Raw genomic sequence first — 24,020 nt, forward strand, 5'->3', positions numbered from 1 at the left:
GTCCGGCTTCGGTCGTACGGGGCTACCGGGCGCGGACGCCGCCCGGGAAGCCGCCGACTGCCGCTGTGAGCAGGCCGTACACGTGATCGGCCTACGGCTTCGGCAGGGCCTCGATCTCGTCGTCCGGCCGCCCGGCCAGGGTCGGGTCCTGGATCCGCCGGAACATCAGCCGGTTCGCCGCCGAACTCAGTGCCGCTGCGGCGCGCGGGGCGATGCGGGGTGCCCGGTCCGCCCCGGTGCGTGCTCGGGTCCGGCCGTCCCGGCCAGGGCGCGCGCAACGCCTCCTCGCGCTGCTCGTGCAGTTCGCGCAGCTGGCCACTGAACGGACAGGCCGAGACCGCCCTGATCGGGAGGTGCTGCGCTGGGCGTTCAGCAGATGGGCAGTTGGCGTTGCGACACCGCGGGTGATCGTCACTGAGTCGCAGCGGTAGGTGTCTTCGCGCTTCGGCGTTGGGGAGCCCCGGCAACTGCCGGGGCTTCCGCGATGCGGCAGGCAGATTTCATCCGCTGCGTGTTTGTCCGTCGGTCAAGACGCTTCCCGCAGGAACAGGGCTCCGCAGCTGTGACAGACCGGCACCCCGCCGGCTCCGAAGTCGTCAGCGGATCGTGTCGCCGCTTCCGGCAACAGCTCCCGACCGCACATGCCTGTCATGTCGTCCTCGCGCACGAAGTGCCAAGTCTTGACCTCGGCATCCGCATCTCGGGGCGCGGTGCCGTCGACGTATTCCGCTCGAAGTTCGTGCTCCACGGAAGGCTTTCCAATCGCTCGTCATCGGGTGGTCGAACCTGCCTCTGGTCAAAAGAGGCAAGATCACAGACTCTAGGGACCGCGGAGCCTCCGCAGGTGCATAGGCGCATATTCCCCTCGTCAGGGGCAACGGCTGGTCACCTCGCTTGCTCAGGGGCCTGGGCAGTGTGACTTGATGCAGAGAAGGACCCAGATCCGGAGACGGGACACCACCGAGGCGATCACCGGCGCCGTCACCGGCACCCTGACCCGTCCCGGACTGCTCGTGCTGGGCCGCTACGACGCGGCGGGCCGGCTTCGCGCCGACACTCGCGCGCCAGTGCCCCCGTTTCCAACTTGATCAAGACGACCGGGTGCTGCAATGCCCCCGAGGGGTTCCTGGAAGCCAAGCCGGTCCGCCATTATTCGCCGGCCAGTCGGCCTGCCCATCCGAGGGAAGTGCCTGTGTGCCGATGTGTCCGGACCGGATTTACCGGCTGATGAACCGGAGCGGCTGGGACGCGGATGGGGTCCTGCGCGACGTGCGCCACCTCTTCGAGGTGAGCGGAGTCCCGTTCGCTGTTCGTGGGCCCGGGTTGCCGGCCTGGTCCGGTGCCGTACGGGTTCAGGGAAGCCAGGGGGTGTTCCAGTCGTCGGCGCTACGGTTTTCCGCGTTCTGGGGGTGTCCGGTGTCACGGGGGAGAGGGCGGCTGTCACCGAGCTGACGGTGGGTGGCCAGGAGGGTGAGGACTTGCTGCCAGGTGCCGTCGGTGGTCCACAGGCGCAGGCGTTCGGCGCAGCGGTGCCAGGGTCCGTAGCGGGTGGGCAGGTCGTGCCAGCGGCGGCCTCCGGTCTGCTGCCACAGGATGCCGTTGACGATGGCCCGGTAGTCGGCGCTGCCAGGCATGCGGCGGGGCAGGAGGCTGCGGATGGCGTCCCATTCCTGGTCGTTGAGGTCGTCAGATTCGTCGTTCATGCCGCTTTAACGGTTTTTCTGTCTCCTGGGCACGTTCCTGGCTGGATCAACGCGACTGCCGGTGGACAGGTGGTGCGGTTCCGGTTCTGCTGCGGCTCGTTGCAGCGGCTGGGACACATTGCCCTGGACACCCCGAGCTTCCAGGGTGGGGGCCCGGGATCCTGACGCCTACGTGTTCCGTCCCTTCCAGGGCTGGCATGGGGGTCGGCGGCTGGAGGCCGAAATCCCCGTCGATTCCGGAGGAACCGATGTCGAAGCCGGATCTCCTGGACACGGAGGCCTTGGTCGCCGATGTCGCTGTAGGTGGGGGACTTGTTGTATCCGCAGTAGGAGCCGATGCGCTGTCCCGGCCGCAGGCCTGGCCGTGACTGCCGGGCGGGACCGGGAGCGTCCAAGGGCTCCTGTGTCGGACTGAGCGGACAGTGAAACAGTCGAAGATGGACAGGGCAGACATTGCCGGGATGCTGAGAGGTCAGACCAGGGCCCGCGAACCCGCCGGGGCGGCGCTTCTCGACGGCATCACGACCCGATGGACGTGACAACAACTGTTGTATTCCAACCTGCGAAGACACCGCGGTGGGACATCGATGCTGCTAACTCGTGTCGGAGACTTGGCCATCACCGCACTTGTGGGCCTGGCCGTCACCGTGGGGGCATCGACTCCCGCGGCCGCCTCAGGCCAGTTGCCCGCGGGGTTTATCCGAGGCGATCTCGTCGCGGAGCACGCTATAACGCACGACGTCCCGCCACTGCCCGTCCCGGAACACGACGCTGCGCAGCACGCCCTCACGGGCGAAGCCGGATTTCTCCAGTGCGCGCTGCTCGGCGATGTTCTCCGTCTCGGTGTCCGCCTCGAGTCTGACCACAGGAGTGTGCGCGAACAGATAACGCACCAGCAACCGCTGCGCCTGCGTGCCGACACCACGTCCGCGGCCGTCCGGCAGCAACTGGGCCCCGATATTCCAGCAGTACGAGCTGCGCGAGGTCACGACCTTCCGCCATGCCACGAAACCGAGCCGGTCGTTGCCGGTCACCACCATCAGCTGGCCGTCGTCATCGCCCAGCAGCCCATCCTGCGCCCAGCGGCGTCGCCAGCGCCCCGGATCTGACCAGCCCAGCCATTGGAACGGCCCAGTCGCCTCCGGATCTGTCAGGAACCGCTCGAGCACCGAAAGGTCGTCCTCGACCACGGGACGTAATCTCACGGGATCGTCGCTCATCCCATCACCGTAGATCCTGTCAGCAGTCCGGATGACAACAATCCTGCCGCTGCGCCAACTATCGCGCTTCGGCACGGCCGGGGCCGCTGGCCGGGCACCGGTGTGCGCCCGGCCGTCGCTCGTGCGGCGGTGAAGGGGCCGCGGATGGTGCGGTGCCTGATTGAGAGCCTTTGCAAGGAGAAGCGCATATGCGTCTCATTCGGCCAGGTGTGATCAGTTTTGGCCTGGTCGTTTTCCGAACTAGCGCTGGGGACCCGCACGCGGCAGGTGGCGCGCGGCGATGCCCTCCTGCGCTGCGCAGGTTTGATGGGGCGTGTCGGCGGTCACGGAATTCCCCATCTTCGACCGTTACCGCGTCACGGAATTGCCCACCCTCGTGGTCACGATTCCCTGGGGCAGTGATCGCAGACCGGTGTGCCATACAGGTCGTGGCGGTAGGTATGGATCGCCCCGGTTGGTACGCGGGCGGTGTTCTCACGGGTGCTGTGGCGTGGTGTGCAGTCCTTCGAGGAGTGTGGCCAGATAGCGATGTGCGGTGTCGATCCGTTCGGCGGGTGTGCCGCCGTGGACGTTGACGGCGTGGGCGATGCCGCACATGAGCGGGAGGAGGTCGGCGGCGGCTAGGTCCCGTCGGACCGCTCCGGCATCGCGAGCCCGGCCGAGGAGTGCGGTGCCGACCGCTCGAAGCGTCTCTTTGAGTTCCGTGGTGCGCGGCAGGGTGTCGGTGGCTGCCGCGGTGACCGGGGCGAGGGACGCGTCGGTGACCTGCGCTTCGACGGTGCGGAACAGGAAGCCTTCGAGCGCGCGCCAGGGGTCGGTGCCGGTCAGAGCCTGCTGGCCGTGGCCGGCCAGGGCTTCCAGGCAGGGAGTGGCGACGGTCTCCAGTAGCGCTTCGGGGGTGGCGAAGTGCCGGTAGACGGTGCCGACTCCGAGTCCGGCGCGGCTGGCGACGTCGTTCAGCTGCAGGGGTGTGCCCTGGTCGACCAGCGCGCGGGCGACCGCGACGATCCGGTCCCAGTTGCGGGCCGCATCCTTGCGCAGGGGCATCGTCATGGGGGACATGCTAACCGGATTCTCCATCCGGATGACGCCGCCGACAGCTCCGCACCGCCTGGCGGGTCAGGTGAGGGTGAGTGGTGCGTACCGTTCACTGAGCCGGCGCACGTCCTGGGCGATGCGGGGGTCGGTCGCTGCGCGCAGTGGCGTCACCGGGTGTGCCTGGGTCCCGATGACGATGCCGGTCCGGCCCGCGAGGGCTTCGTCAGTGGCGGCGACGATCGAGGGCCGGGCGGCCACGGACGCCGGACCCGAGGTGGAGCGTTCGAACTTGCGGTGCACCACGGCCACAGCAGTCGCAGGGCCGGTGCGACGATCCTCGGGTCGGACATGGTGCCGTTGGTCATGTCGGTCGCGGCGCCTCCCGGGTCGGCGGCGAAGACGGAGGCGGCCGTGCCCTTCAGCCGGTTCGCCAGGTCGAGCGTATAGGCGAGGTTGGCGAGCTTGGCGCGGCCGTACCAGTGGAAGCCGTAGTAGCCGCCGGGCGGCTCGACGGCGTCGAAGGTTCTCTTCGCGAGCCCGACCGCGCCCGAGGTCACGTTCACGATCCTGCTCGGCGCCCCGCTTGTCAGCGTGGGCAGCAGCAGTTCCGTCAGCAGGTACGGCGAGAGGTGGTTGACGACGAACGACGCTTCGATGCCGTCCAGGGTCTGTCGCTGCCGGAACATCGCCCCGACGTTGTTGACCAGCACGGTCAGCGGGTCGCCGGAGGCGGTGTGCTCAGCGGCGATCCGGTCGGCGAGCGCGCGCACCTGGCCGAGCGAGCCGAGGTCGGCGGCCAGGAAACGTCCGGGATGCGCCGGGTTCGTTGCGTTGATCCGGTCGACCGCCCGGGCACCGCGGTCGGCATTGCGTCCCACCACGGTGACCGAGAACCCGGCGTCGGCCAGTCCCATGGCCGTCTCCAGTCCGATGCCGGCCGTCCCTCCTGTGACCACAGCTGTCTTCGTCATGTGCCCTCCACCCAGATATTCGGATAGTTCATCCGCTTGCCGGGACGGTAGCACACAATCGGATGAACTATCCGCTTAGAGGTGTCGGACGTCGGGACGTGCGAAATGAGTCGTGCCGCTCCGAGCACGCCGGACGGCCCGGCGCCCATCGGCCACTGCCCCCGGACTCCTGGGGAATTGCATGACGTTTGCCCGGGGGATTTACGCGACCGTCGACAGTGCGGGGCTGGCACGGGCGAGGCCCGGCCCCCGGCAAGGTGCTCACTGCCCGGGATGTCTGTCCGGATACGGACCTGTCACGGCTCTCCTACGGCCAGGCCCTCCCGCTGCTCGACCAGCCCGCCGCCCTGACCGGGCCGGGCACCGGCTGGGAGCCACAGCACCAGCAGCGGTCCCTGGAACAGAAGTTCCTCGAGCGGGGCGGGGGCGATCAGCTGGACCAGTGACCACATGGATGCGCTGCTACTGGGACGAGGAAGACATCTGGTTCTACTTCGAGGTTGACGCCGAAGGCTGGGTGGCCCGGCAGGTCGAACTCCAAGGGCCGGAGCTGACGCCGATCGCAGCCGCGTCGCTCGACCAATAACAGCAGGGCCACGACACTGGCCGCCTCGATGAGTGCGACAGCAGGTCCGGGATCACAGCCGAGCTGCCCATCTCGGGCTGGGATCTTCGATGCATGATGCCCAGAGCTCGGCAGAAGTCGACGACGAATGACGGCGCTGGGGCCACCGGATCGGGCTGGTCAGCGTCCTCACCGACGAGCAGCGCATGCTCACCGACGACGTCCTCGACACCGTGCGGCGATTTGCCGCCGCGCCGGTGGGGATGACTCTGCTCAGCCGTGGTCCCGGCACAGCGGTGCGCTCTGCTGTCTTTGGCGGCTCCGCCGATCACCCGTCCCTCCAGCTCACGGATCTTCCGGCCGGCCGGCGCCGCCGCGGCGGTGACCGAACGCCATACCGGCAAGGCCTCCGCGACGGCCGAGGATTTTGCGGCCGGTCGTCATCCTGTTCGTGGAGGAGCGGTCCCTGCCCCCTTACGACGATCCGGCCGCCCACCTGCGCCCCGTTGAAAACCATCGCCCGCGTAGCGCTCCAGGCCGAGCGTCTGGCGTGGGAGATCGCGGCGGGTGATCCGCACGCGGTGGACGGCGTGCGGGGTGACACGCCCGACGCGCCGCTTATGGACCGGCTCGGCAGCCCACGGGAGTCGGGCCGAGCAGTCAAAGTGGCGCTGAGCGCGAGGCGGAGGGTTGCGGCACGGCGTCTCCGGCCGCGGGAGCGTGTCCCGGCCGCCACTTCCCTTGCGCCCTGGAGCCGCACTGACGGCAGGATGCGCCCATGCGATTGCGGCCCATGAGGGCCAAGCGGGTCGAGGGACCCACCGGGAGGCTCACGCGAGGGTTACCCGAGGTGCTGGTGGGCCCGCGCGACGAGGTGCGCCGGTGCCGTGATGCCCTCGTCAAGCAAGGGGTCGGGGTCCAAGGCGCCCCACACGGTGTGCAGGGGGATGACGCCTGCCCAGATTCCCAGTTCGGCGTCAGGCCCGTCGCCGTCCTCCGGCGGACCGGTACGCACCTTCACCGATGCCTCGTCCAGGGACAGCGCGAGCAACGCGGTCGCGGCGAGCTCCTTGCGGTTGGGTCGGCGCGCATAGTCCCACTGACCAGGCGCGGTGTGCTCGGTGAGCAGCCGCAGGCCCTCGAGTTTCTCCTCGGGATCGGTGACCGTCCGGGGCACTCCATACACCATGGCGCTGCGGTAGTTGACTCCGTGTTCGAATACCGACCGGGACAGGACCAGGCCGTCGACGTGGGTCACCGTCAGGCAGATCGTGGCCCGCGGCGATGCGATCAGGCTTCGGCTGGCGACCGAGCCGTGGAAGTACAGAGTGTTCTCGTCAGCGCCGTACACGGTCGGAACCACCATGGGGGTGCCGTCGACGACCACACCGAGGTGGCACAGGAAGCCGGCCTTCAGGATGGCGTCGAGATCGGCCCGGCTCACACTGCCCTGCTCTCGCAAGCGGCGATGGCGGGTGCGTTCCGTCTCTTGCAGGTCAGAGCTCGGCGTCTGCTCGGTCATATCGGTCTTTCCGTCGAGACTGTCAGGGCCGCTCATCGCTGTGCCGCGAGTGCCAGGAGTGCCGCGTGCGGCGTTTCGCAGGGGTCGGCGGCCCGTCCGGCAGGCCCGGAGCGGTCCGGTCTCCGCGCAGGAGGGCACGGAACAGGTGCGGGACATACGCCGGGCAACAGCCGTACCTGAGCAAGTCGTTGGAGAAGGGTCGGACCAGAGACTAGCGAAATGGTAACTAGATGACCAGACATGCCACTAAATTCGTTGTCAAAGTCCCATGGCGCAACGGATTACTTGCCAAGCGGCTGCACGCGCGCCAGTGTGCTGGAGCAAGGGCCGTTGATCGACGGCCTGCCGCCAACGCTAGACCGGCCCAAACGAAGCCGTTCGGCGTGGACGCCTGAGCGGGCGCCATGCGCCTTACGGGTCGGCCCTGGCAACGAACAGGCCACTGCCGGTTGATCCGGCGCGGCACACACTCGGGACGGCGCCATCCTTGCAGCTGCGGTGGCCACCTTTGCCTGGCGGCCACCGCGGGAGGTTACGCGGGGCCGTGTCCTGGCTGCGGGTGTGCGCGACAAGGGCGTGGGCCGCGATGGGGTGGGCGAGCAACAGGGCGCTCAGGCCAGTTAGGGGGGTTTGCCCCACCTGGGGTGGGTGGGTAGCGGGATGCCGTGGGTGGGCGTGGGCGGGGGATGGTGCGTGGAGCACGGTGTTCCTGCGATTGCTGGGGGTTGGCCCATGGGTGTGGTGGCGAGGCGGATGGTGGCCGCGGTGGCGGTCGGGGTGGTGGCGTTGGGGGTGGTCGGGCAGCCGGTGGCGATTGCTGCTGGTCGGCCCGACGGGGTGCAGCGGGGGCTGGACGGGCTGGTGCGGGAGGGTGGGGTGCCGGGGGCGTTGGCGTCCGTGTCGGATGGGGAGGGGCGTACGCGGACGTATACCGCTGGGGTCGGTGATCTGGCTTCGGGGGCGGCGGTGCCTCGGGATGGGCAGGTGCGGATCGGGAGCAATACGAAGGTGTTCACCGCTGTGGTGGTGTTGCAGTTGGTGGGTGAGGGGCGGCTGGGGCTGGATGACACGGTGGAGGAGTATCTGCCGGGTGTGGTGCGGGGGGACGGGTTCGACGGGCGGACCGTCACGGTGCGGCAGCTGCTCCAGCACACGAGTGGGATTCCGGACTACGAGGCGGAGGTGGAGGAGGCGATCACGCAGGGGCGGTACATGGAGCCGCGGGAGTTGCTGGAGATCGCGTTCAAGCATGGGGCCACGTCCCGGGACGGGAAGACGTTCCACTACAGCAATACGAATTACGTGCTGGCCGGGCTGATCGTCGAGAAGGTGGCGCGGCGGCCGTTGGCGGAGGAGATCGGCCGGCGGGTGGTGCAGCGGCTCGGGTTGCGGCACACGTATTTTCCGGCGCCGCGTGACCGCACCATCCGTGAGGCGCATCCGCGCGCTTATCACCAGGAGGGGGCCGGTGGCCGGCTGCGGGATGTGACGGAGATCGATCCGTCGGCGGCATGGGCTGCGGGTCAGATGGTGTCGACGAACTCGGACATGAACCGGTTCTTCACCGCCTTGCTGGAGGGGCGGCTGCTGCGGGCGGCGCAGCAGGAGGCAATGTTGACGACCGTGCCGATCGGTGATTCGGGGGCGGGGTACGGGTTGGGGCTGATGAGGCGGCCGTTGTCGTGCGGTGGGGTGTATTGGGGGCACGGCGGTGACATCACGGGGTTCGAGACGCGGGGTGGGGTGACGTCGGAGGGTCGTGCGGTGAGTATCGCGGTGACGACGGATCCGGCGGATTACGCGGTGACGCAGCAGTTGGAGGGGTTGGTGGATCAGGTGTTGTGCCGGTGAGTTGTTGAGGGGTGGATGTGCGTACGCCGCCGGGGCTTGGCTCCGGCGGCGTGCTCGTGTGGGTGGTGGGTGTCAGTGGACGGGGTCGCCGATGTGTCGCGCCTCTTGTATGCCTCGACGTCAAAGCCGGGCGGGCGGCCTCCGGCGCGGCCTCGCCGCAAACGGTGACGCGGACCGGCCGGGCGCCCCCCGTCGCCGGCCAGGCCGGCTGCGTTGTCAAGGGTGTGCCCGCAATGCCCTCGTATTCTCCAGCCACGCAGCGGGTTTCTCCGACTCGAGGACTATTCATGCGGCGTGATGTGACGGTGTGTCCGCATCTCCGGCACCGGCCTGTTGTGGCTTGATCGTCGGGCGGTCCCAGGCAGCACCGGAACATCCAACCCAATCGGCATCCCTGGTCGAGGAGTCCCGAGCGTGAGACTGACCATGCACAATGCAGTATCCCCACGACGTGGCGCCGAACGGCTGCGGCCTCCGGTCCGGCGCAGCGCCCTCCTGCTCGCCATGGTGGCGCTGCCGGCGGCGTTGGGGGTGCCCCTGGCCACACCCGCCGCGGCGGCGCCCGTGAGTGTCACCTTCACCCCCGGCGCCAACCAGCCCTTCACCGTCCCGTCTGGCATCACCCAACTGACCATCACCGCCACCGGCGCCGCAGGGCAGAACGGGACCGACGGAGGAGTGGGCGGTGACGGCTCCACCGTCACCGGCACCGTCAACGTGCCGTCGGGCACCACCACCCTCTACGTCAACGTCGACACAGGCGGAGGCGCCGCAGGCGGCTCGTTCGAAGAGGGCGGCGCCGGCGGCGGGGCCAGCGATGTGCGCACCTGCGACTCCACCAGCGCCAGCTGCTTCCTCACCGGCAACACCGCCACCGACCCCCGGCTGATCGTCGCGGGCGGCGGCGGAGGCGGAGGAGCCGGCTTCGACCCGTACCCGAACCCCGAGGCCATCGGAGGAGACGCCGGAGTCACCGGTCAGACCGGCGGCAGCAGGCCCAACAGCGGCGGCGGAGGCGGAGGGGGAACTCAGACGACCCCCGGCGCCGGTGGGGCCGCATGCCCTGCCACCGGCGGCCCCGTACCCGCCACGCCGGGCAGCCCCGGTAGCGGCGGTACCGGCGGCAAGGGCGGCGGTCCTTTCTCCGGCGGAGGCGGCGGTGCCGGCTGGTTCGGCGGAGGCGGAGGCGGCGGCTGCGACTCCATCTCCGCTGGGACGTATGGGCCCGGTGGCGGCGGTGGCGGGTCCAACCGCGTCCCGGCGGGAGGTACCTCCGGAACCGCCACCGGACCGGCCTCTGTGACCATCACCTACGAACAGACCGGCGGGAACAACGGGGGAGGCAACGGCGGAGGCACCGGGTCAATCCTGCCCATCAACCTCAGCGGCATCCTCACGGCGTTCAACAACATCAGCACCAACAACAACATCAAGAGTCCCGGCGCTGCCAACACCACCACACAGAATCTAGGCCTGAACAAGCCCTGATCCACGCCACTCAGGAGCGTGCGGAGTATCGCGGACGCTGCTGGGAGGCCGCCGGCTGGTCACCACACGTCGACGGACCAGACGTCGCCCCTTTGATGTCCGTCTGGATCTGGGTCGCCTGACCCGTACGGGGCAGGGTCAGCGACGACGTGAATACGGGCGGCGGACGCGGATACGCGGAAGCAGTCCACGTCACGCGACGTGTGGTGCTTGTCGAGTTCGATCGTGTGGCCCAGGGCCAGGATGGCGGTCTGCAATTCCTCGAAGGGGACTCTGGGTGCGAATTCCCCGTATTCCCGCGAGAGCGGGGACGGCACGGTGCTCGGGGACTGGTCGTAGAGCAGTCGTTGGACCTTCACGCCGAAGCCGAAGCACGACATCTGCCCTTGCCGCCCTGGCTGGTCCGGCGAGAAGTTGATTTCCACGAGCCCGTAGTCCCGCCGCAGTAGGCCACCACCGGGCACATCGAGGCATGTCGCCCCCAGAGCGGCTTCCCAGGCTTCCGGGTCGGCGCCAACGCCAACTCCCAGAACCTCACCGCGAACGGCGACGTGAGCGTAGAAGTCCAAAGCGGACACCCGCCGCCTCCTTCAACTGTCCGGACAGGGCACCACTTGCTGATCTCCGCACAGGACAGGCTGACCAGCGCCCAGTATGCGGTGATCGTACAGAGCAACCTGTCAGGGCAGTCGCCGGGTGCGTTGGTCACCGTCGTCGAAGTCCCAGGCGGGATGCCTCTTTCAGATCAGCCGTGGTCTTCCCAATCCTCCTGGCAGAACTTGCAGCAGGAGGGCGAGGAAACTGCTCCACCTGCCGTATGCGGAGCGCCGCCTGGAGGCCCTGCTTACCGACCACGCCCTGACAGCCCCCTGGACTTTGTGCCCGATGACGACGGATGCGGCCGCGGAAGCCGGGATGCCAGGGACAAAGGCGCTGGCTACGGAGTCAGGTGATCGGTGGTGCAGCTCCGCCGCCGTCTCGCGGGCCCCGTGTGGAGCACTGCCTCCCGTTCTCGTGAACATCGACATCCAGCCTTGGCGGGTGCCTCCCGAAGGCACGGCTTCACAACCCATGAACAAAGCCAGTGGCGATCTGGGCGCGGACCATGCGATAGGTGACAGGAGCCGTGCAGTGCAGCGCTGCCGCTGAGGACGGCCCGGGGAGCAGTGCATCTGCCGGGCAGCGAGCCGGGCCGCCCTCTGAGGTGAGCGCCCTACTTGCGGGTATGGGTCCGTGGCCCCGGAGCTTCTGGTAGAGGTGGTCTCGATCGGGTGCGCGAGAGGTGCGGAAGGGAGCGGATCGGGTGGATGGTCTTCGGCCTCAGGCGGTGGTGTGTTCCTTCTGCGAGGCGGGTCCTGCCGATGACATGGTCCGTTCGCTCGCGGTCTGGGGAGGGCGCCTGACGGTCACCTGGCACGACAGGACGTGTCCGCACTATCTCGCCGACCGGGTGCTGGCCGGCAGGGAGTCCTGACCACGACTGCTTCGCACCTGTCCCGGCGTCTTGGGGTGCCGCCCGAGCCGCTGGGTGGTTTTCCCGCAGGGCGGGGGTGGGACCAGGTGGTGCGGGAGATGGTGCCGGCTCGTAGGCTGCCGTCCATGAACGAGATCAAGACTCCGACGCCCCGTGAAGCCTTCGGCCTGTTGATATCCGGTAATCAACGGTTCGTGGCGGGCACACCTCAGCACCCGAACCAGGACGCCGTGCGCCGTACGGAGACCGCGCCGTCCCAGCGGCCGTTCGCTGTGATGTTCGGCTGCTCCGACTCCCGCCTGGCCGCCGAGATCATCTTCGACCGCGGTCTGGGCGACCTGTTCGTGGTACGCACCGCCGGACATGTCGCCGGTACCGAGGTCCTGGGGTCCATCGAGTTCGGCGTGAGTGTTCTGAACGCGCCACTGGTCGTCGTCCTGGGCCACGACTCGTGCGGCGCGGTCGCCGCGGCCTGCTCCGCCCTCCAGGACGGCCAGACGCCGGGCGGCTTCGTCCGAGACGTGGTCGAACGGGTGACCCCGAGCGTGCTGGCCGCCCGCGCCGCCGGACGCGAGAGCGCCGAGGAGATCCTGGCCGAGCACATCGAGCACACCGTGGACCTGCTGCTGGAACGTTCCCGGATCCTGGCCGAGGCCGTCGCCGCCGGCCGCCTCGGCGTCGTGGGGATGTCCTACCGCCTGGCCGACGGCAGCGCTCAGCTCGTCACCACCCGCGGCCTGGACGCCGAGGCCCTCGCCGCGTCCTGACCGCCCCGGCGGCGTCCCGGCACCACGGCCGGCTCACACGGCGCCCGGGCCGCTTCACACGGCCCCGGGGGGCGATTCGACGGCGGGGCGTGGGCCGGCGGCGCGGCGGAGCCGGTTGGCGATGGCGAGCCCAAGCCCTTCCTCTGCGGGTAGGGACGCGACGATGAGGTCGCAGCCCCGCTGGTCGAGCTCGCGCAGGTACCCGTACAGCCCCTGGGCGTAGACGTCCACCGCGCCCGGCAGGGGCACCACGGCGTGCGCCTTCACCTTGTTGCCGGACGAAGACGGCGGTAGGAAGACGCCGACCCGGTGCCCCTGCTCCTGGGCGAGCTCGGCTTCGGCGACGACCTGCTCCGGCTCGACGAGGACCACCCGAGCGTGCGGCGCGTAGTGGGAGGGGTGCTGGCCCGGCACCCGGACGCCGCTGGAGGCGGGAACCTGGACCGGGATACCCAGTACCGCCTGGAGGTCCTCGCGGGTGACCCCGCCGGGCCGCAGGATCGCAGGAATCTCCGCCGTGACGTCGATGATGGTCGACTCGACGCCGACTTCGCAGGACCCGCCGTCCAAGATGAAGTCGACCGCGTCTCCGAGCTCGGCACGGACGTGCCCGGCGGTGGTGGGGCTGACGGAGCCGAAGCGGTTGGCGGACGGAGCCGTGACGCCGCCGCCGAACGCCGCCAGCAGCGCGAGCGCCACGGGATGGTCGGGCACGCGCACCGCCACCGTTTCAAGCCCGCCCGTCGCCTCCAGCGGCACCCGGCGACCACGCCGCAGCACCAGCGTCAGCGGCCCGGGCCAGAAATGCTCGGCCAGCAGGCGCGCCGTCGCGGGCACCTCATCCACCCAGTCGTCCAGCTGCTGCGCGCCGCCGATGTGAACGATCAGCGGATGCGTGGGCGGACGCCCTTTGACCTGGAAGATCTGCGCGATGGCGGAGGGATCCTCGGCGTTGGCGCCCAGACCGTAAACGGTCTCGGTGGGCAGCGCCACCAGGCCCCCGGCGCGCAGCACGCCGGCCGCCTTCTCGATATCACTGGTTGTTGCCGTCACACGGCAATCCTCCCACCGCCCGCTGCCCTGTCAGCCCCCGGCTGAACTCTGGGGCATCGCCGGTCAGGGTCGCGTCGCAGCCCCCCAGTACATCTAGCTGGACTCCGCCCACTCCACCCCGAGGGCGGCCCGGGCGGCGAGTTGGTCCTGGCCGCGCCGCTCGCGCCGCTGCTTCTGGTTGACGATCCACACCCCGGTGCGGTGGGCGGTTCCGTCCGGGAGGTGTTCGACGTGGGGCCGGGCCTGTGAGGTGCCCCTTCGACGCGTATCCCGGCCCCAGCTGAGGGCACCCCTGTACGGGCCGGCCGATCAGCGGTTCCTCCTCGGGCTATCGGACGAGAGGAATCCGCCGGCAGAGCGACCGCACAACCGGGCGGCCGTCCGGCGCACCGCTGACGAACGTCCGGTACACACCAGCTGACCTGCACGGACAGCGGCGCGGACAGGGCCGGACAGTCCCGGACAGCGGGTTCTCTTGGCTGCGCCGGCTGCCCCGTCGAGAGTTCTGCCATCCCAGCGAACTGCCGTGCGAACCACGGCTCTCGACCATGGAGTCAGCCATGCGCAAGCTCACCTCCCTCGCGGCCAACGGCGCCGTAGTCACCCTGCTCGCCGGAACCGCGTTATCGGTCAAGGGCGTCGGCAACGCCCAGGCCGCCTCACTGGGGGCGAACATCGCCGCCACCGCCAAGGGACAGATAGGCGCCGGCCCCTGCGGCCTCAACAACAAGGGCAGCTACTGGGGCCGGGGCACCAAGCAGACGGGCAGCTGCGGCCCCCACCACACCGAAGCGCACGCCTGGTGCGCCGACTTCGTTGGCTGGGTGTGGTGGAAGAACGGCGTCGGCGGCAGGATGAACGAGCTCACCGACGGCGCCGCCAGCTTCACCGACTACGGCTCCCTGCACGGGACCCCGAAGGTCGGCGACGCGATCCTCTACAACCTGGGCGACGGCAGGTTCGAGAACGACCACGTGGCCATCGTGGTGGCCATCTCCGGCCAGAAGATCACCGTGGTGGGCGGCAACCAGGGCAAGCCGGGCAGTGTGAGCGCCCACCACTGGCCGTCCTACAAGGTGGGCACCGTGGTCAACGGCACCCAGAAGATCAGCGGTTACGTCACCCCGGTGGCCCGCTGACCCCACGCCGGTGGCCCGCTGCCCTACCAGGGCAGCGGGCCACCGGCCTGACGCTCCAACAGCAAACGGGTGCTGTCACGACGTCAGGGACAGGAGGTCCACCAGGAAGCGCTGGGCGGGCAGATCGCCGCACGCCTGGGGGACGACCTCGGCTCCGGCGACCGTCTCACTGTCGAGGACGCCCAGGCACAGTGCGGTGCGGGCGCTCCTCAGCCGGTAGCCCTCCGCCGTTGCGCCGAAGCGTTCGATCCGGAAGAGCTGCGCGTCCCTGCCGTCACCGCAGTCGTCCTGCGGCTCCACCAACCCTTTGGCCGGACCGCTGTCGAGGATGGTCAGGCAGCCCATCACCTTGCTCGTGGGATGTTCCCACTTGATGAAGGCCAGGTCGTCTCCGACAGGCTGCAGGAACGTGCGCGGGCCGGGCTCCGCACAGGGGCGCTGGACCGCGATCTCGGATCCGTACCGCCCGGAGCGCTCCTTGCCCGCCGAGAGGCACAGCTCCGGAGTCCGCGCGGGGCGGATGCGGCCCCAGCTCCCGGCAGAGGGTACGGAGAGGAGCCCGGGAAGGCGGCTTCCAGTGGCACCCGTCGCGGGCGGCCCAGGGGCGGCCTGATCCCGGTTCAGTAGAACGCCCGCCGCGACGGCTCCCGCCAGCCCCACGGCGGCCACCACCAGCACGGCTCTCCCCCGGATCCCGGCTCCCGCAGGCCGCGTCTGCTCCTCGGCGCCGCCCCCGTCGCCGCCGGCGTCCGCGGCGGGGTCCGCTCTCGCCAGGCGCTCCCAGGCCTGCAACCACTCCGCCGATCCGGCCTCTTCCCCGCATGCGCGGACGAAGGCGGAGACCGTCTCACGGCGGGGCAGGGTACTCCTGCGCAGCAGGTCGGCGACGGTGCTGCGGGGCAGCACGTCCCCCTGGGCCTTGGCCCGGCTCTCCAACTGTCGCAGGGTCAAGCCGGAACGGGCTTTGAGCGCCCGCAGGGCTGCGATGAAGGCGTCGACGCTGTGTATGCCGGAGGGCTGTAACGCGGTCTCGTCCATCCGACCAGGAATAGTGCACCGAGACGGTGTCGGGCAACGGTTCGTCGGCCCGTCGGAGCAATTCCCGGGATGGCAGCGGAACTCGGCGTCCCGGTGCCGGCGGCCCCATGGACCCTGTCCGCTTATTCGGGTTGAACTCGCCTTGTCGTAGGTCCTGGGGACCTTGATCCCTGGGGTATGACATCGGGGTGCGATAAGCGCAGGGTGCCGCTGGCCGCGCTCTCCCAGAAGCTCTGGGACCCCTGCCCGCCGCAGGCCGCCTGGCCGCAGTTCCAGGCCCTCGCCGGCCGCCTGGCCCCCTGCCCCCGACCGGTGGGCGGTCACGGGCGTCCGCGGGGCCGGGGCGGAGGTCCGCACTCCGCAATCGCCGTGCCGGCCCCCTCGATGACCGGCGCGGCGCCCGAGCCCTCGGCGACCGCCACCCCGGCGGGGAAGAATCCACCCGCCCCGGCCCCGCCCCCCGCGCCGACCTGCGGCGCCGACCACAGGATGCCGGTCTCGCCCGACACGATCGCCGTGCACCGCTACACGCCCGAGGGCGGTATGACCAGTCTCATCGTCCAGCACGGCACGTACGGCTGCCCCGGGCGCTTCGAACCGTCGGGCCCGTGGACGTACCTCCCGATCGCGGAGACGGCAAAGATCACCGCGACGGCGCCGATCCTCGGGCCCTCCACGGTGACGGGCAAGCCGATCTCCACCAGCGAGCTGACCGGGTGGCTGGACACCCACCCGGACAAGGGGCCCCGCTTCCATTACCACCTGAACGCGGCGGGGGTCATCGACACCCTCGACGAGATCTACGTCAAGTAGCACGCCGAGCGCCCCCGGGCTGCTACCAGATGGAGTCGACCCCCTCCGGGTGGTCGATGAACGGGTTGCGGTTGTGCCGGTAGATGTCGAATATGACCTGGTTGCGGCGCTGCTCGAAGGCGAACACTTCCCGCCCGCCCCATGTGGGCGCCCCCGACTCCCTACCCTCGCCAGGGTACGAGCCCCCACCGCAGGGTGTGCCGGGCCCCCGGTTCGAGGCGCACCTGGGCCGGGTCGCGGCGGAAGGCGTCGGGTCCGCAGCTCATCGGCTCCACGGCGACGCTCCGGCGCCGGTGGGGCTCGGCCAGCGTGTCCCCGGTGTACACCTGTACGAAGTCGGCACCTTGGCCGAGCCACAGATCGGTACCGTACGCACCGGACGGCTCGGACAGACGTACGACGGCGCGCCCGTCGGCGGACCGTCGCAGGTCGGTGAAGGCCGTGTCCAGCTGCTGCGGGCCGATGGGCCGGGGCGCGCCGAAGTCGTTGGAGGTCTGCGAGACCGCCTCGGTCGCGACGGGCAGGCCGCGGTCGTCGGTGCGCAGCCAGGTCCGGGCGGGAACGGTCAGCAGGGTGTCGTCGACCGTGCCGGGTCCCACGGCGAGATACGGGTGCTGGCCCACTCCGTACGGCGCGGGGGCGTCGCCGACGTTCCGCGCGGTCAGCGCGACCGTCAGGCCCTGGCGGTCGAGGGCGTACTCCGCCCGGGCCACCAGGTGGAACGGGTACCCCGGTTGGGGCCAGAGCGTGGTCGTCAGCACCACGCGGCCGTCCGTCTGTTCCACAGGCTGCCACGACGTCCAGCGCAGCAGGCCGTGGATGGCGTTGGCGTGCTCGACCTCGTTCAAGGGCAATTGGAGTTCCCGCCCGCGCCAGCGGTACCGGCCGTCCCCGATCCGGTTGGGCCACGGCATGAGGAGTTGACCGCGTCCGCCCTCGATCGGGTCGTCGGCGTCGAAGCCGTCGACGATCGGGCGCTCGGCGACCGCGTAATGGCGCAGGGCGCCGCCCAACTCCACGACCACGACGGTCTGTGGACCACAGGTCAGCCTGAACTGGGCACCCGTCCGATGCATCTTCGCCGTCCTCGCCGGTGGCGGTCGGGATGCGGGGCAACAGCACGTGGAGCCCGCACACCGGGTGGTTCCATTGCAGCACCGGCCGGATCGCGGCGCACCCCGGCCGGGGCGGCCCCGCCGTGGGCGCGTTCGCCGGCGGGGCTCCCGAGCCGCCGTTGAGCCGTTCGGCTGGGGGGAGCACTCCATAGGGGCAGACGCAGTCGTGCCACCGGGCCGGGGCAGAGCTGCGATGCTCTGGTGGTGTCGCGGATTGCATGTCCCCGTCGGCACTCAGGGAGAGATTCAGTGGAAGCCAGCGGCAGTGACGGTCCAACGCTCCTTGTTCCCCAGATCCTCAAGGGGCAGAAGGCGCTGGTGACGGGAGCGAACTCCGGCATCGGCAAGGCCACCGCGATCGGCCTCGGGCGGGCGGGCGCCGACGTGGTCGTGAACTACGTCGCCGGGAAGGACGCCGCCGAGGAGGTGGTCCGGGAGATCGAGGGCTTCGGGGTCCGCGCCTACGCGCACGAGGCCGACGTGTCGCAGGAGGACCAGGTCGTCGACATGGTCGCCCGGATGGTGGAGGAGTTCGGGACCATCGACGTCATGGTGGCCAACGCCGGTCTCCAGAGGGACGCCGCGTTCACCGACATGACCATGGACCAGTGGCGCAAGGTGCTGGAGGTCAACCTCACCGGTCAGTTCCTGTGCGCCCGCGAGGCGACCAAGGAGTTCCTGCGCCGCGGCGTCGTCCCGGAAGTGTCCCGCTCCGCCGGGAAGATCATTTGCATGAGTTCGGTGCACCAGGTCATCCCCTGGGCCGGGCACGTGAACTACGCCTCGTCCAAGGGCGGCGTGCAGATGCTCATGGAGACGCTCGCGCAGGAACTCGCCCCGCAGCGGATCCGGGTGAACGCCGTCGCTCCGGGCGCGATCCGCACCCCCATCAACCGCAGCGCCTGGGACACCCCCGAAGCCGAGGCCGACCTGCTGCGGCTCATCCCGTACCGCCGCGTGGGCGACCCCGAGGACATCGCGAACGCGGTGACCCTCCTCGCCTCCGACCTGCTCGACTACGTCGTGGGGACGACGATCTTCGTGGACGGGGGAATGACGCTGTTCCCCGGCTTCGCCACCGGCGGCTGAGCCCGCAGTCCGCCCGCCGTCCGACACGAAACCGCCAAGGCCCACATGAACAGCGCGATCGCGATCATGGCGGACACCCCGCCGCAGCTGCTCCCCGCCCGTGAGCTCATGGCCTTCACCCTGGCCTCCCACATCCTGCTCGTGCCCTTCGGCGTGGCCCTGCCGGCCATCACCCTCCTGATGCACTACCGCGGGCTGCGCAAGAGCGACGCGGTCGCCCTGCTGCTCGCCCGCCGCTGGTCGGCGGTCATGGCCGTGCAGTTCGCCATCGGCATCGTCACCGGTACCGTGCTCTCCTTCGAGTTCGGCCTGCTGTGGCCGGGACTGATGGGCCGCTGGGGTGATGTCTTCGGCCTCGGATTCGGGGTCGAGGCGTGGGCCTTCTTCCTGGAAGCCGTCCTCATCGCGATCTACCTCTACGGCTGGCGCAGGCTCAAGCCGTGGACGCACTTCTGGCTGGGTCTGCCCCTGCCGCTGACCGCGCTGATGGGGGCGTTCGGCATCATCGCCGCGAACTCCTGGATGAACACGCCGCGGGGCTTCACGCTGGACGCGGCCGGCAACCCCGTGGACGTCGACGTGCGTAGGGCTATCTTCACGCCGATGTTCGGGCCCGAGTACTGGCACTTCGTGGCGGGGGTCGTCCTCACGGCCGGGTACGTCGTCGCGGGGGTGTACGCGGTCGGCTGGCTGCGCGGCTGGCGAGACCGCTACCACCGGCTCGGCTTCACCGTGCCGTTCACCGTCGCCGCGATCCTCACCCCCGTTCAGTTCGTGCTCGGGGACTCCATCGCCCGCTCCGTCTTCCACAAGCAGCCGGTGAAGTTCGCGGCCACCGAGATCGTCTGGGAGACCGGTACCCACGTACCGGAGTACATGTTCGGCCGCCTGCATTCGGACGGGTCGATCTCCGGCGGGATCAAGATCCCGCAACTGGACTCGATCCTCGCCGGTTTCAGCCCGGACACCCGGGTGACGGGACTGACGGCGGTGCCCGCGAGCGACCGCCCGACGGCGACCCAGGCCACGATCGCCCACTGGGCGTTCGACATCATGGTGACGATCGGGAGCCTGCTCGTCCTGCTCGCGCTCTGGTACGGCTGGTGCTGGTTGCGCCGCCGTGAACTGCCGCGCTCACCCTGGTTCTTCCGGTGTGCCGCGGTGGCCGGAGCGGCCTGCCTGGTGACGGTGGAATGCGGCTGGATCACCACCGAAGTCGGCCGCCAGCCCTGGATCGTCTACCAGAACATGCGGGTGTCCGAAGCCGTCACGGACACCCGGGCCGCGTCGTTGTGGGCGATGCTCGCGATCGTCGTCGTGGTCTACACACTGATCCTCGGCACCTTCCTGGCCGTCCTGCTCACGATGCGCACCCGGTGGCGGGCCGCCGACGAACAACTGGTCGGCTCCCACCCCGACGGCTCCCCGGAGGGCGACACGCCCTACGGTCCGCGCCGGTCGGCCGCCGCGGCGGCACAAGACCACGGCACCGCGCACGATGACGGAGGAGGGCCATGATCGAGGACGTCGTCGCATGGGTGCTGCTGGCGGCGGTGGCCGCCTACGCCTGCGCCGGCGGGACCGACTACGGCGCGGGCTTCTGGGACCTGTTCGCGGGCGGCCCCGAACGGGGCAAGCGTCCCCGGTGGTTGATCGACCACGCCATGGAGCCGGTCTGGGAGACGAACAACGTCTGGCTCATCTTCGTCCTGGTGATCATGTGGACGGGGTTTCCGGTCCTGTTCCAGACCGTCTTCACGGCGATGTGGCTGCCCCTGGCGCTCGCGGCCGTCGGGCTCGTCCTGCGCGGTGCGGGCTTCGCCCTGCGCAAGCCCATGACACGCCTCTCGCGGCGCAGGATCTACGGCGCCGCCTTCGCCGTCTCCTCACTGCTCACGCCCTTCTTCCTCGGAGCAGTGGTCGGCGGCCTGGCCACGGGCCGGGTCGCTCCGGGAACGAAGGCCTCCGCCGACGCGTGGTCCAACGGGACCTCCGTGCTCGCCGGGCTGCTCACCGTCGCGGCGACGGCCTTCCTGGGCGCGGTGTTCCTGACCGCCGACGCCCGCCGCTTCGACGCCCCCGACCTCGTCCGCTACTTCCGGCTGCGGGCCTGGTGCAGCCTCGCGGTCATCGCCGTTCTCGCCGTGGTCGGCCTCGCCGTCACCCGGCACGATGCGCGCTACGTCTACGACGGCCTCACCGGCGGCATCGGCCTGGCCCTGGTGGTCGCGGCCGCGGTCAGCGCGGTGGCCACCGCCGGACTGCTGTACCGCACCGCGACCGGCTGGGCGAGGCTGACGGCGGTCGGCAGTGTCGCCCTCGTCGTGGTCGCCTGGGGGCTGGCCCAACGGCCGTATCTCATCCCCACCTCGCTGACCGTGGACCAGGCGGCCGGAGCGTCGACGACACTGCGCTGGCTGCTCCTCGTCACGGCCATCGCGGTGGTGCTCGTCGGACCGCCCCTGGTCCTGCTCTACCGGCTGGACACCGGGGGCGCCCTGCAACCCCTCGCCGAGAACGACCTGCGGCGCACGGCCGCCGACCGGGGTGGGTCCGGCACCCCACCGTCGTGACCGGGCCTCGGCGGACAGCCGTCGGGGCCGATGCGGACAGAGCGGGTGACGCGTGACGGGGCCCGGGCGCGAACCGGTGATCGTGGTGGTGCTGGGCGCCTCCGGCGCCGGGAAGAGCACCGTCGGCAAAGCCCTGGCAGAGGCCCTCGGGGTGCCGTTCCTGGAGGGTGACGACGTACATCCCGGCGCGAACATCGCCAAGATGGCCGCCGGCCGCTCCCTGGACGACACGGACCGCGCCCCCTGGCTCGGCGTGCTCAGGGAGCGGATTCGGCAGTCCTCCCGGGCGGGCCGGGGGCTGGTGGTCTCCTGCTCGGCGCTCAAGCGCGCGTATCGCGACGAACTCCGCGGAGCCGCCCCGAACGTCTGGTTCCTCTACCTGGCGCTGGACCGCGAGACCGCCCGGGCGCGGGTCTCCCGGCGTCCAGGCCATTTCATGCCCGCCCTGCTGGTCGACTCCCAATTCGAGGCGCTCGACCCGCTGGAACCGGACGAGCCCGGCGCGACCGTCGACGCCACGGCGGCCCTGGAGGACACCGTGGCCCGGGCGCGCGGCGCCGTCGCCCGCCTCGGTGGGGGGCCGCAGCGGTGAGGAACCGGTTCTTCCCGGCCGGGGTCAGCCGCCCAGGAGTACGGCGATGTCGCCCGAGCGCGGCGTCGGAGCTCCGGAGCGGGTCACGGGCAGCAGTGTGCCGTCCGGGCGCACCAGGAACAGCAGGTGGTGTCCGGCGGGGACCGGACCGTCGAGGCGACGCGTGACGAGGCGGGCGCCCAGGTCGTAGCGGCGGGCCAGCTCGGCTCCGGTCAGCGGGGCGTCGAAGAGCACCTGGCCACCGGTGTACGGGGCGACGACCCCCTGGGTGTCGGCGGCGGGCCCGAGGCGGTACACGGCTCCCTCGACACCGCCCTGGAGGCTGACGGAAGCCAGGGCGTTGAAGTCGGGCTCGTCGGTCAGGAGCAGGACGCCGGTGAGGCCCTCCAATTCGGCGCCCGAGCCGGTGGCCGCGGCGAACAGCTCCCCGGGGGCGAGTTCCAGCCCGGCGGCGGCGATCCGCTCCCGCTGCGCGTCGTGCCCCGCCCACATGACGACCTCCAGCCCGGCCGACCGCAGGGCCACTCCCAGATCGACCACCCACGGATCATCGCCCACGAGCAGCGGCCTGGAGCGCGACGGGCGTACGACCCCCCATCGTTTCGCCACCGGCGCGGCGGTCAGCCCGTACAGCGTGACGGTCGTCACGATGACCAGGAACGTGGCGGGAAGGATCTTCGAGGCGCCGCCCACGCCCTTGTCGGCCAGGGTGGCGGAGAACGTCGAGGCGGTGGCCGCGGCCACGATGCCGCGCGGCGCCATCCACCCGAGGAACCGCCGCTCCCCGCGGGTCAGATCCGTGCCGAGGGACGCGACGGCCGCCACGAGCGGCCGGACCACCAGGACCAGGACCGCGACGAGGCCGAGGGTCGGCAGCACCACGTGCCGCAGCGACTGCGGGCTGACGGTGGCCGAGATGGAGATGAACAGCAGGCCGATGATCAGATGGACCAGGGTCTCGAAGAAGGGATCCCGGGCGGCGACAACGGAGCCGGGCAGGTTCGCCACCGCCAGCCCCATCAGGACGGCGGCGATCAGGCCCGTGTCGTCCCGGATCACACCGCAGACCGCCGTCACACCGATCACCGCGGCCAACTGGACGGTGGTACCCAGCACCGCCCCGGGGCGCAGCCTGCGCAGGAGCGTCACCAGCACCGCGGTCCCCACGACGCCGCCGGCCAGGCCCACCGCGGCACTGACGGCGAACTCCGCCAGCTCGCTCCCCAGGCCCTTGCGCTTTCCCGCCACCACACCGTGGAAGACCAGGGCGCCCAAGACGGCCCCCACGGGGTCGATGAGCGTCCCCTCCCAGATGAGGACGTGCTGGAGCCGGTCCGTGGGACGGACGAAGTGGAGCAACGGTCCGACGACCGTGGGTCCGGACACGATCAGGATGGTCCCGAGCATCACGGACGCACCGACGGACATCCCCAGCAGGGCCCGGGCGAGCAGGGCCGCCGACACCGCGGTGAGCAGCCCGCCGCACCAGATCAGCCGCACCACCACCGTGCGGGTGTGCGCTCTGAACCGCTTCAGGTCCAGGCCCAGCCCGGCGTCGTAGAGGATCACCGCGACGGCCAGCGAGACCCACTGGGAGAAGCCGGCACCCAGCAGCTCCTCGGGGTTCACGTCATCGGTCAGCGCGCCGGCGGTGAACCCGACGGGCAGCAGGATGATCAGCGCGGGGACGCGCAGCCGGCTCGCCAGCAGCTGGGAGCCCACGGCCAGCACGACGATCAGGCCGAGTCCCAGGAGCACCTGGTCGTCCGAAAGGGCGGAGGCGGCGCTCACGGCCCGGCCCACCGACAGGCGCGTGCCCCCGTTCCGACCGGCATCAGCACGGCGGTGTCCGGCGGCGACGGGAACGAACCTGCAGCATGTCCAAGCGGATCTCCGCATGTGAGAGGCAGGCGCACGGGTGCGCGGGGCCCGGACGCGGGCCGCTCGTCCATTAACCCGGCGCCCCCGGGGCTCGGCAATTCGGGTTCGGCCGGTTCGCCGTTCGGCGC

Annotated in this window: 20 protein-coding genes and 2 pseudogenes; 10 read left to right on the top strand and 12 right to left on the bottom strand. The window is 70.4% G+C overall.

The features are described 5' to 3' along the window. Positions 1–526 precede the first annotated feature (526 nt). The 6 genes and pseudogenes from OHA81_RS31135 to OHA81_RS31160 form a co-directional block, all read right to left on the bottom strand. Positions 527–748, bottom strand: coding sequence for a hypothetical protein (locus OHA81_RS31135; protein ID WP_329201495.1), 222 nt, complete (start codon positions 746–748; stop codon positions 527–529). Positions 749–1,352: 604 nt separating this feature from the next. Next, a complete protein-coding gene (locus OHA81_RS31140) occupies positions 1,353–1,703 on the bottom strand; it encodes a transposase (RefSeq protein WP_329201497.1) in 351 nt (116 codons plus the stop codon). A 674-nt stretch (positions 1,704–2,377) separates the two neighbouring features. Next, positions 2,378–2,923 carry a GNAT family N-acetyltransferase gene (locus OHA81_RS31145; protein WP_329201498.1) on the bottom strand — a complete coding sequence of 182 codons (546 nt, stop codon included), beginning with the start codon at positions 2,921–2,923 and terminating at the stop codon, positions 2,378–2,380. 474 nt (positions 2,924–3,397) lie between these two features. After that, entirely contained in the window at positions 3,398–3,976 is a 579-nt protein-coding gene (locus tag OHA81_RS31150) for a TetR/AcrR family transcriptional regulator (RefSeq protein WP_329201500.1), read from the bottom strand. A gap of 66 nt (positions 3,977–4,042) precedes the next feature. Continuing rightward, positions 4,043–4,932, bottom strand: a pseudogene (locus OHA81_RS31155) (SDR family NAD(P)-dependent oxidoreductase). Positions 4,933–5,228: 296 nt separating this feature from the next. Continuing rightward, positions 5,229–5,384, bottom strand: a complete 156-nt coding sequence (locus tag OHA81_RS31160; RefSeq protein WP_329202670.1) for a hypothetical protein — start codon at positions 5,382–5,384, stop codon at positions 5,229–5,231. Between the two features lie 2 nt (positions 5,385–5,386). Here OHA81_RS31160 and OHA81_RS31165 point away from each other — a divergent pair. Continuing rightward, positions 5,387–5,602 (top strand): annotated as a pseudogene (locus OHA81_RS31165) (hypothetical protein); the annotation flags it as partial. A gap of 736 nt (positions 5,603–6,338) precedes the next feature. On the opposite strand, the gene OHA81_RS31170 reads toward OHA81_RS31165, so the two are convergent. Then, positions 6,339–7,019: a pyridoxamine 5'-phosphate oxidase family protein gene (locus OHA81_RS31170; RefSeq protein ID WP_329201502.1), complete on the bottom strand. Its 681-nt coding sequence runs from the start codon at positions 7,017–7,019 to the stop codon at positions 6,339–6,341. A 732-nt stretch (positions 7,020–7,751) separates the two neighbouring features. Here OHA81_RS31170 and OHA81_RS31175 point away from each other — a divergent pair. Together OHA81_RS31175 and OHA81_RS31180 are read left to right on the top strand one after the other, a co-directional pair. Continuing rightward, a complete protein-coding gene (locus tag OHA81_RS31175; RefSeq protein WP_329201504.1) occupies positions 7,752–8,870 on the top strand; it encodes a serine hydrolase domain-containing protein in 1,119 nt (372 codons plus the stop codon). A 426-nt stretch (positions 8,871–9,296) separates the two neighbouring features. Next, complete coding sequence (locus tag OHA81_RS31180) at positions 9,297–10,358, top strand: hypothetical protein (RefSeq protein WP_329201505.1); 1,062 nt, start codon at positions 9,297–9,299, stop codon at positions 10,356–10,358. A gap of 59 nt (positions 10,359–10,417) precedes the next feature. On the opposite strand, the gene OHA81_RS31185 is transcribed toward OHA81_RS31180, so the two are convergent. After that, positions 10,418–10,936: a hypothetical protein gene (locus OHA81_RS31185; RefSeq protein WP_329201506.1), complete on the bottom strand. Its 519-nt coding sequence runs from the start codon at positions 10,934–10,936 to the stop codon at positions 10,418–10,420. Between the two features lie 1,021 nt (positions 10,937–11,957). On the opposite strand from OHA81_RS31185, the gene OHA81_RS31190 reads away from it, so the two are divergent. After that, positions 11,958–12,599, top strand: coding sequence for a carbonic anhydrase (locus tag OHA81_RS31190; protein ID WP_329201507.1), 642 nt, complete (start codon positions 11,958–11,960; stop codon positions 12,597–12,599). A 54-nt stretch (positions 12,600–12,653) separates the two neighbouring features. Here OHA81_RS31190 and OHA81_RS31195 read toward each other — a convergent pair whose 3' ends face one another. Then, on the bottom strand, positions 12,654–13,652 hold the full coding sequence (locus OHA81_RS31195; protein ID WP_329201509.1) for an L-threonylcarbamoyladenylate synthase: 999 nt from the start codon (positions 13,650–13,652) through the stop codon (positions 12,654–12,656). A gap of 560 nt (positions 13,653–14,212) precedes the next feature. Here OHA81_RS31195 and OHA81_RS31200 point away from each other — a divergent pair. Further along, the gene (locus OHA81_RS31200) at positions 14,213–14,791 is read left to right on the top strand and encodes a CHAP domain-containing protein (protein ID WP_329201511.1); all 579 of its coding nucleotides are present in this window, start codon (positions 14,213–14,215) and stop codon (positions 14,789–14,791) included. A gap of 75 nt (positions 14,792–14,866) precedes the next feature. Here the strand turns inward: OHA81_RS31200 and OHA81_RS31205 are convergent, their stop codons facing one another. Beyond that, a complete protein-coding gene (locus OHA81_RS31205) occupies positions 14,867–15,829 on the bottom strand; it encodes an RICIN domain-containing protein (RefSeq protein ID WP_329201513.1) in 963 nt (320 codons plus the stop codon). A 204-nt stretch (positions 15,830–16,033) separates the two neighbouring features. Here OHA81_RS31205 and OHA81_RS31210 point away from each other — a divergent pair, with 204 nt between their 5' ends. Beyond that, a complete protein-coding gene (locus tag OHA81_RS31210; protein ID WP_329201515.1) occupies positions 16,034–16,642 on the top strand; it encodes a hypothetical protein in 609 nt (202 codons plus the stop codon). 161 nt (positions 16,643–16,803) lie between these two features. Here OHA81_RS31210 and OHA81_RS31220 read toward each other — a convergent pair whose 3' ends face one another. After that, complete coding sequence (locus OHA81_RS31220) at positions 16,804–17,718, bottom strand: aldose 1-epimerase family protein (protein WP_329201517.1); 915 nt, start codon at positions 17,716–17,718, stop codon at positions 16,804–16,806. Between the two features lie 288 nt (positions 17,719–18,006). Between OHA81_RS31220 and OHA81_RS31225 the strand changes: the two genes are divergently transcribed. From OHA81_RS31225 to OHA81_RS31240, 4 genes are read left to right on the top strand one after another with little or no spacing between them, the layout of a single operon-like run. Next, positions 18,007–18,846: an SDR family oxidoreductase gene (locus OHA81_RS31225; protein ID WP_329201519.1), complete on the top strand. Its 840-nt coding sequence runs from the start codon at positions 18,007–18,009 to the stop codon at positions 18,844–18,846. Positions 18,847–18,891: 45 nt separating this feature from the next. Then, entirely contained in the window at positions 18,892–20,364 is a 1,473-nt protein-coding gene (locus OHA81_RS31230) for a cytochrome ubiquinol oxidase subunit I (RefSeq protein ID WP_329201521.1), read from the top strand. Next, a complete protein-coding gene (locus tag OHA81_RS31235) occupies positions 20,361–21,419 on the top strand; it encodes a cytochrome d ubiquinol oxidase subunit II (RefSeq protein ID WP_329201523.1) in 1,059 nt (352 codons plus the stop codon). Before OHA81_RS31230 ends, OHA81_RS31235 begins: the two co-directional genes overlap by 4 nt. A 52-nt stretch (positions 21,420–21,471) precedes the next feature. Continuing rightward, entirely contained in the window at positions 21,472–22,011 is a 540-nt protein-coding gene (locus OHA81_RS31240) for a gluconokinase (RefSeq protein ID WP_329201525.1), read from the top strand. Between the two features lie 24 nt (positions 22,012–22,035). Here the strand turns inward: OHA81_RS31240 and OHA81_RS31245 are convergent, their stop codons facing one another. Next, the gene (locus OHA81_RS31245) at positions 22,036–23,802 is read right to left on the bottom strand and encodes a cation:proton antiporter (protein WP_329201527.1); all 1,767 of its coding nucleotides are present in this window, start codon (positions 23,800–23,802) and stop codon (positions 22,036–22,038) included. Positions 23,803–24,020 lie beyond the last annotated feature (218 nt).

The sequence above is a fragment of the Streptomyces sp. NBC_00667 genome, assembly GCF_036226825.1.
In the GTDB taxonomy this organism is placed as follows: domain Bacteria; phylum Actinomycetota; class Actinomycetes; order Streptomycetales; family Streptomycetaceae; genus Streptomyces.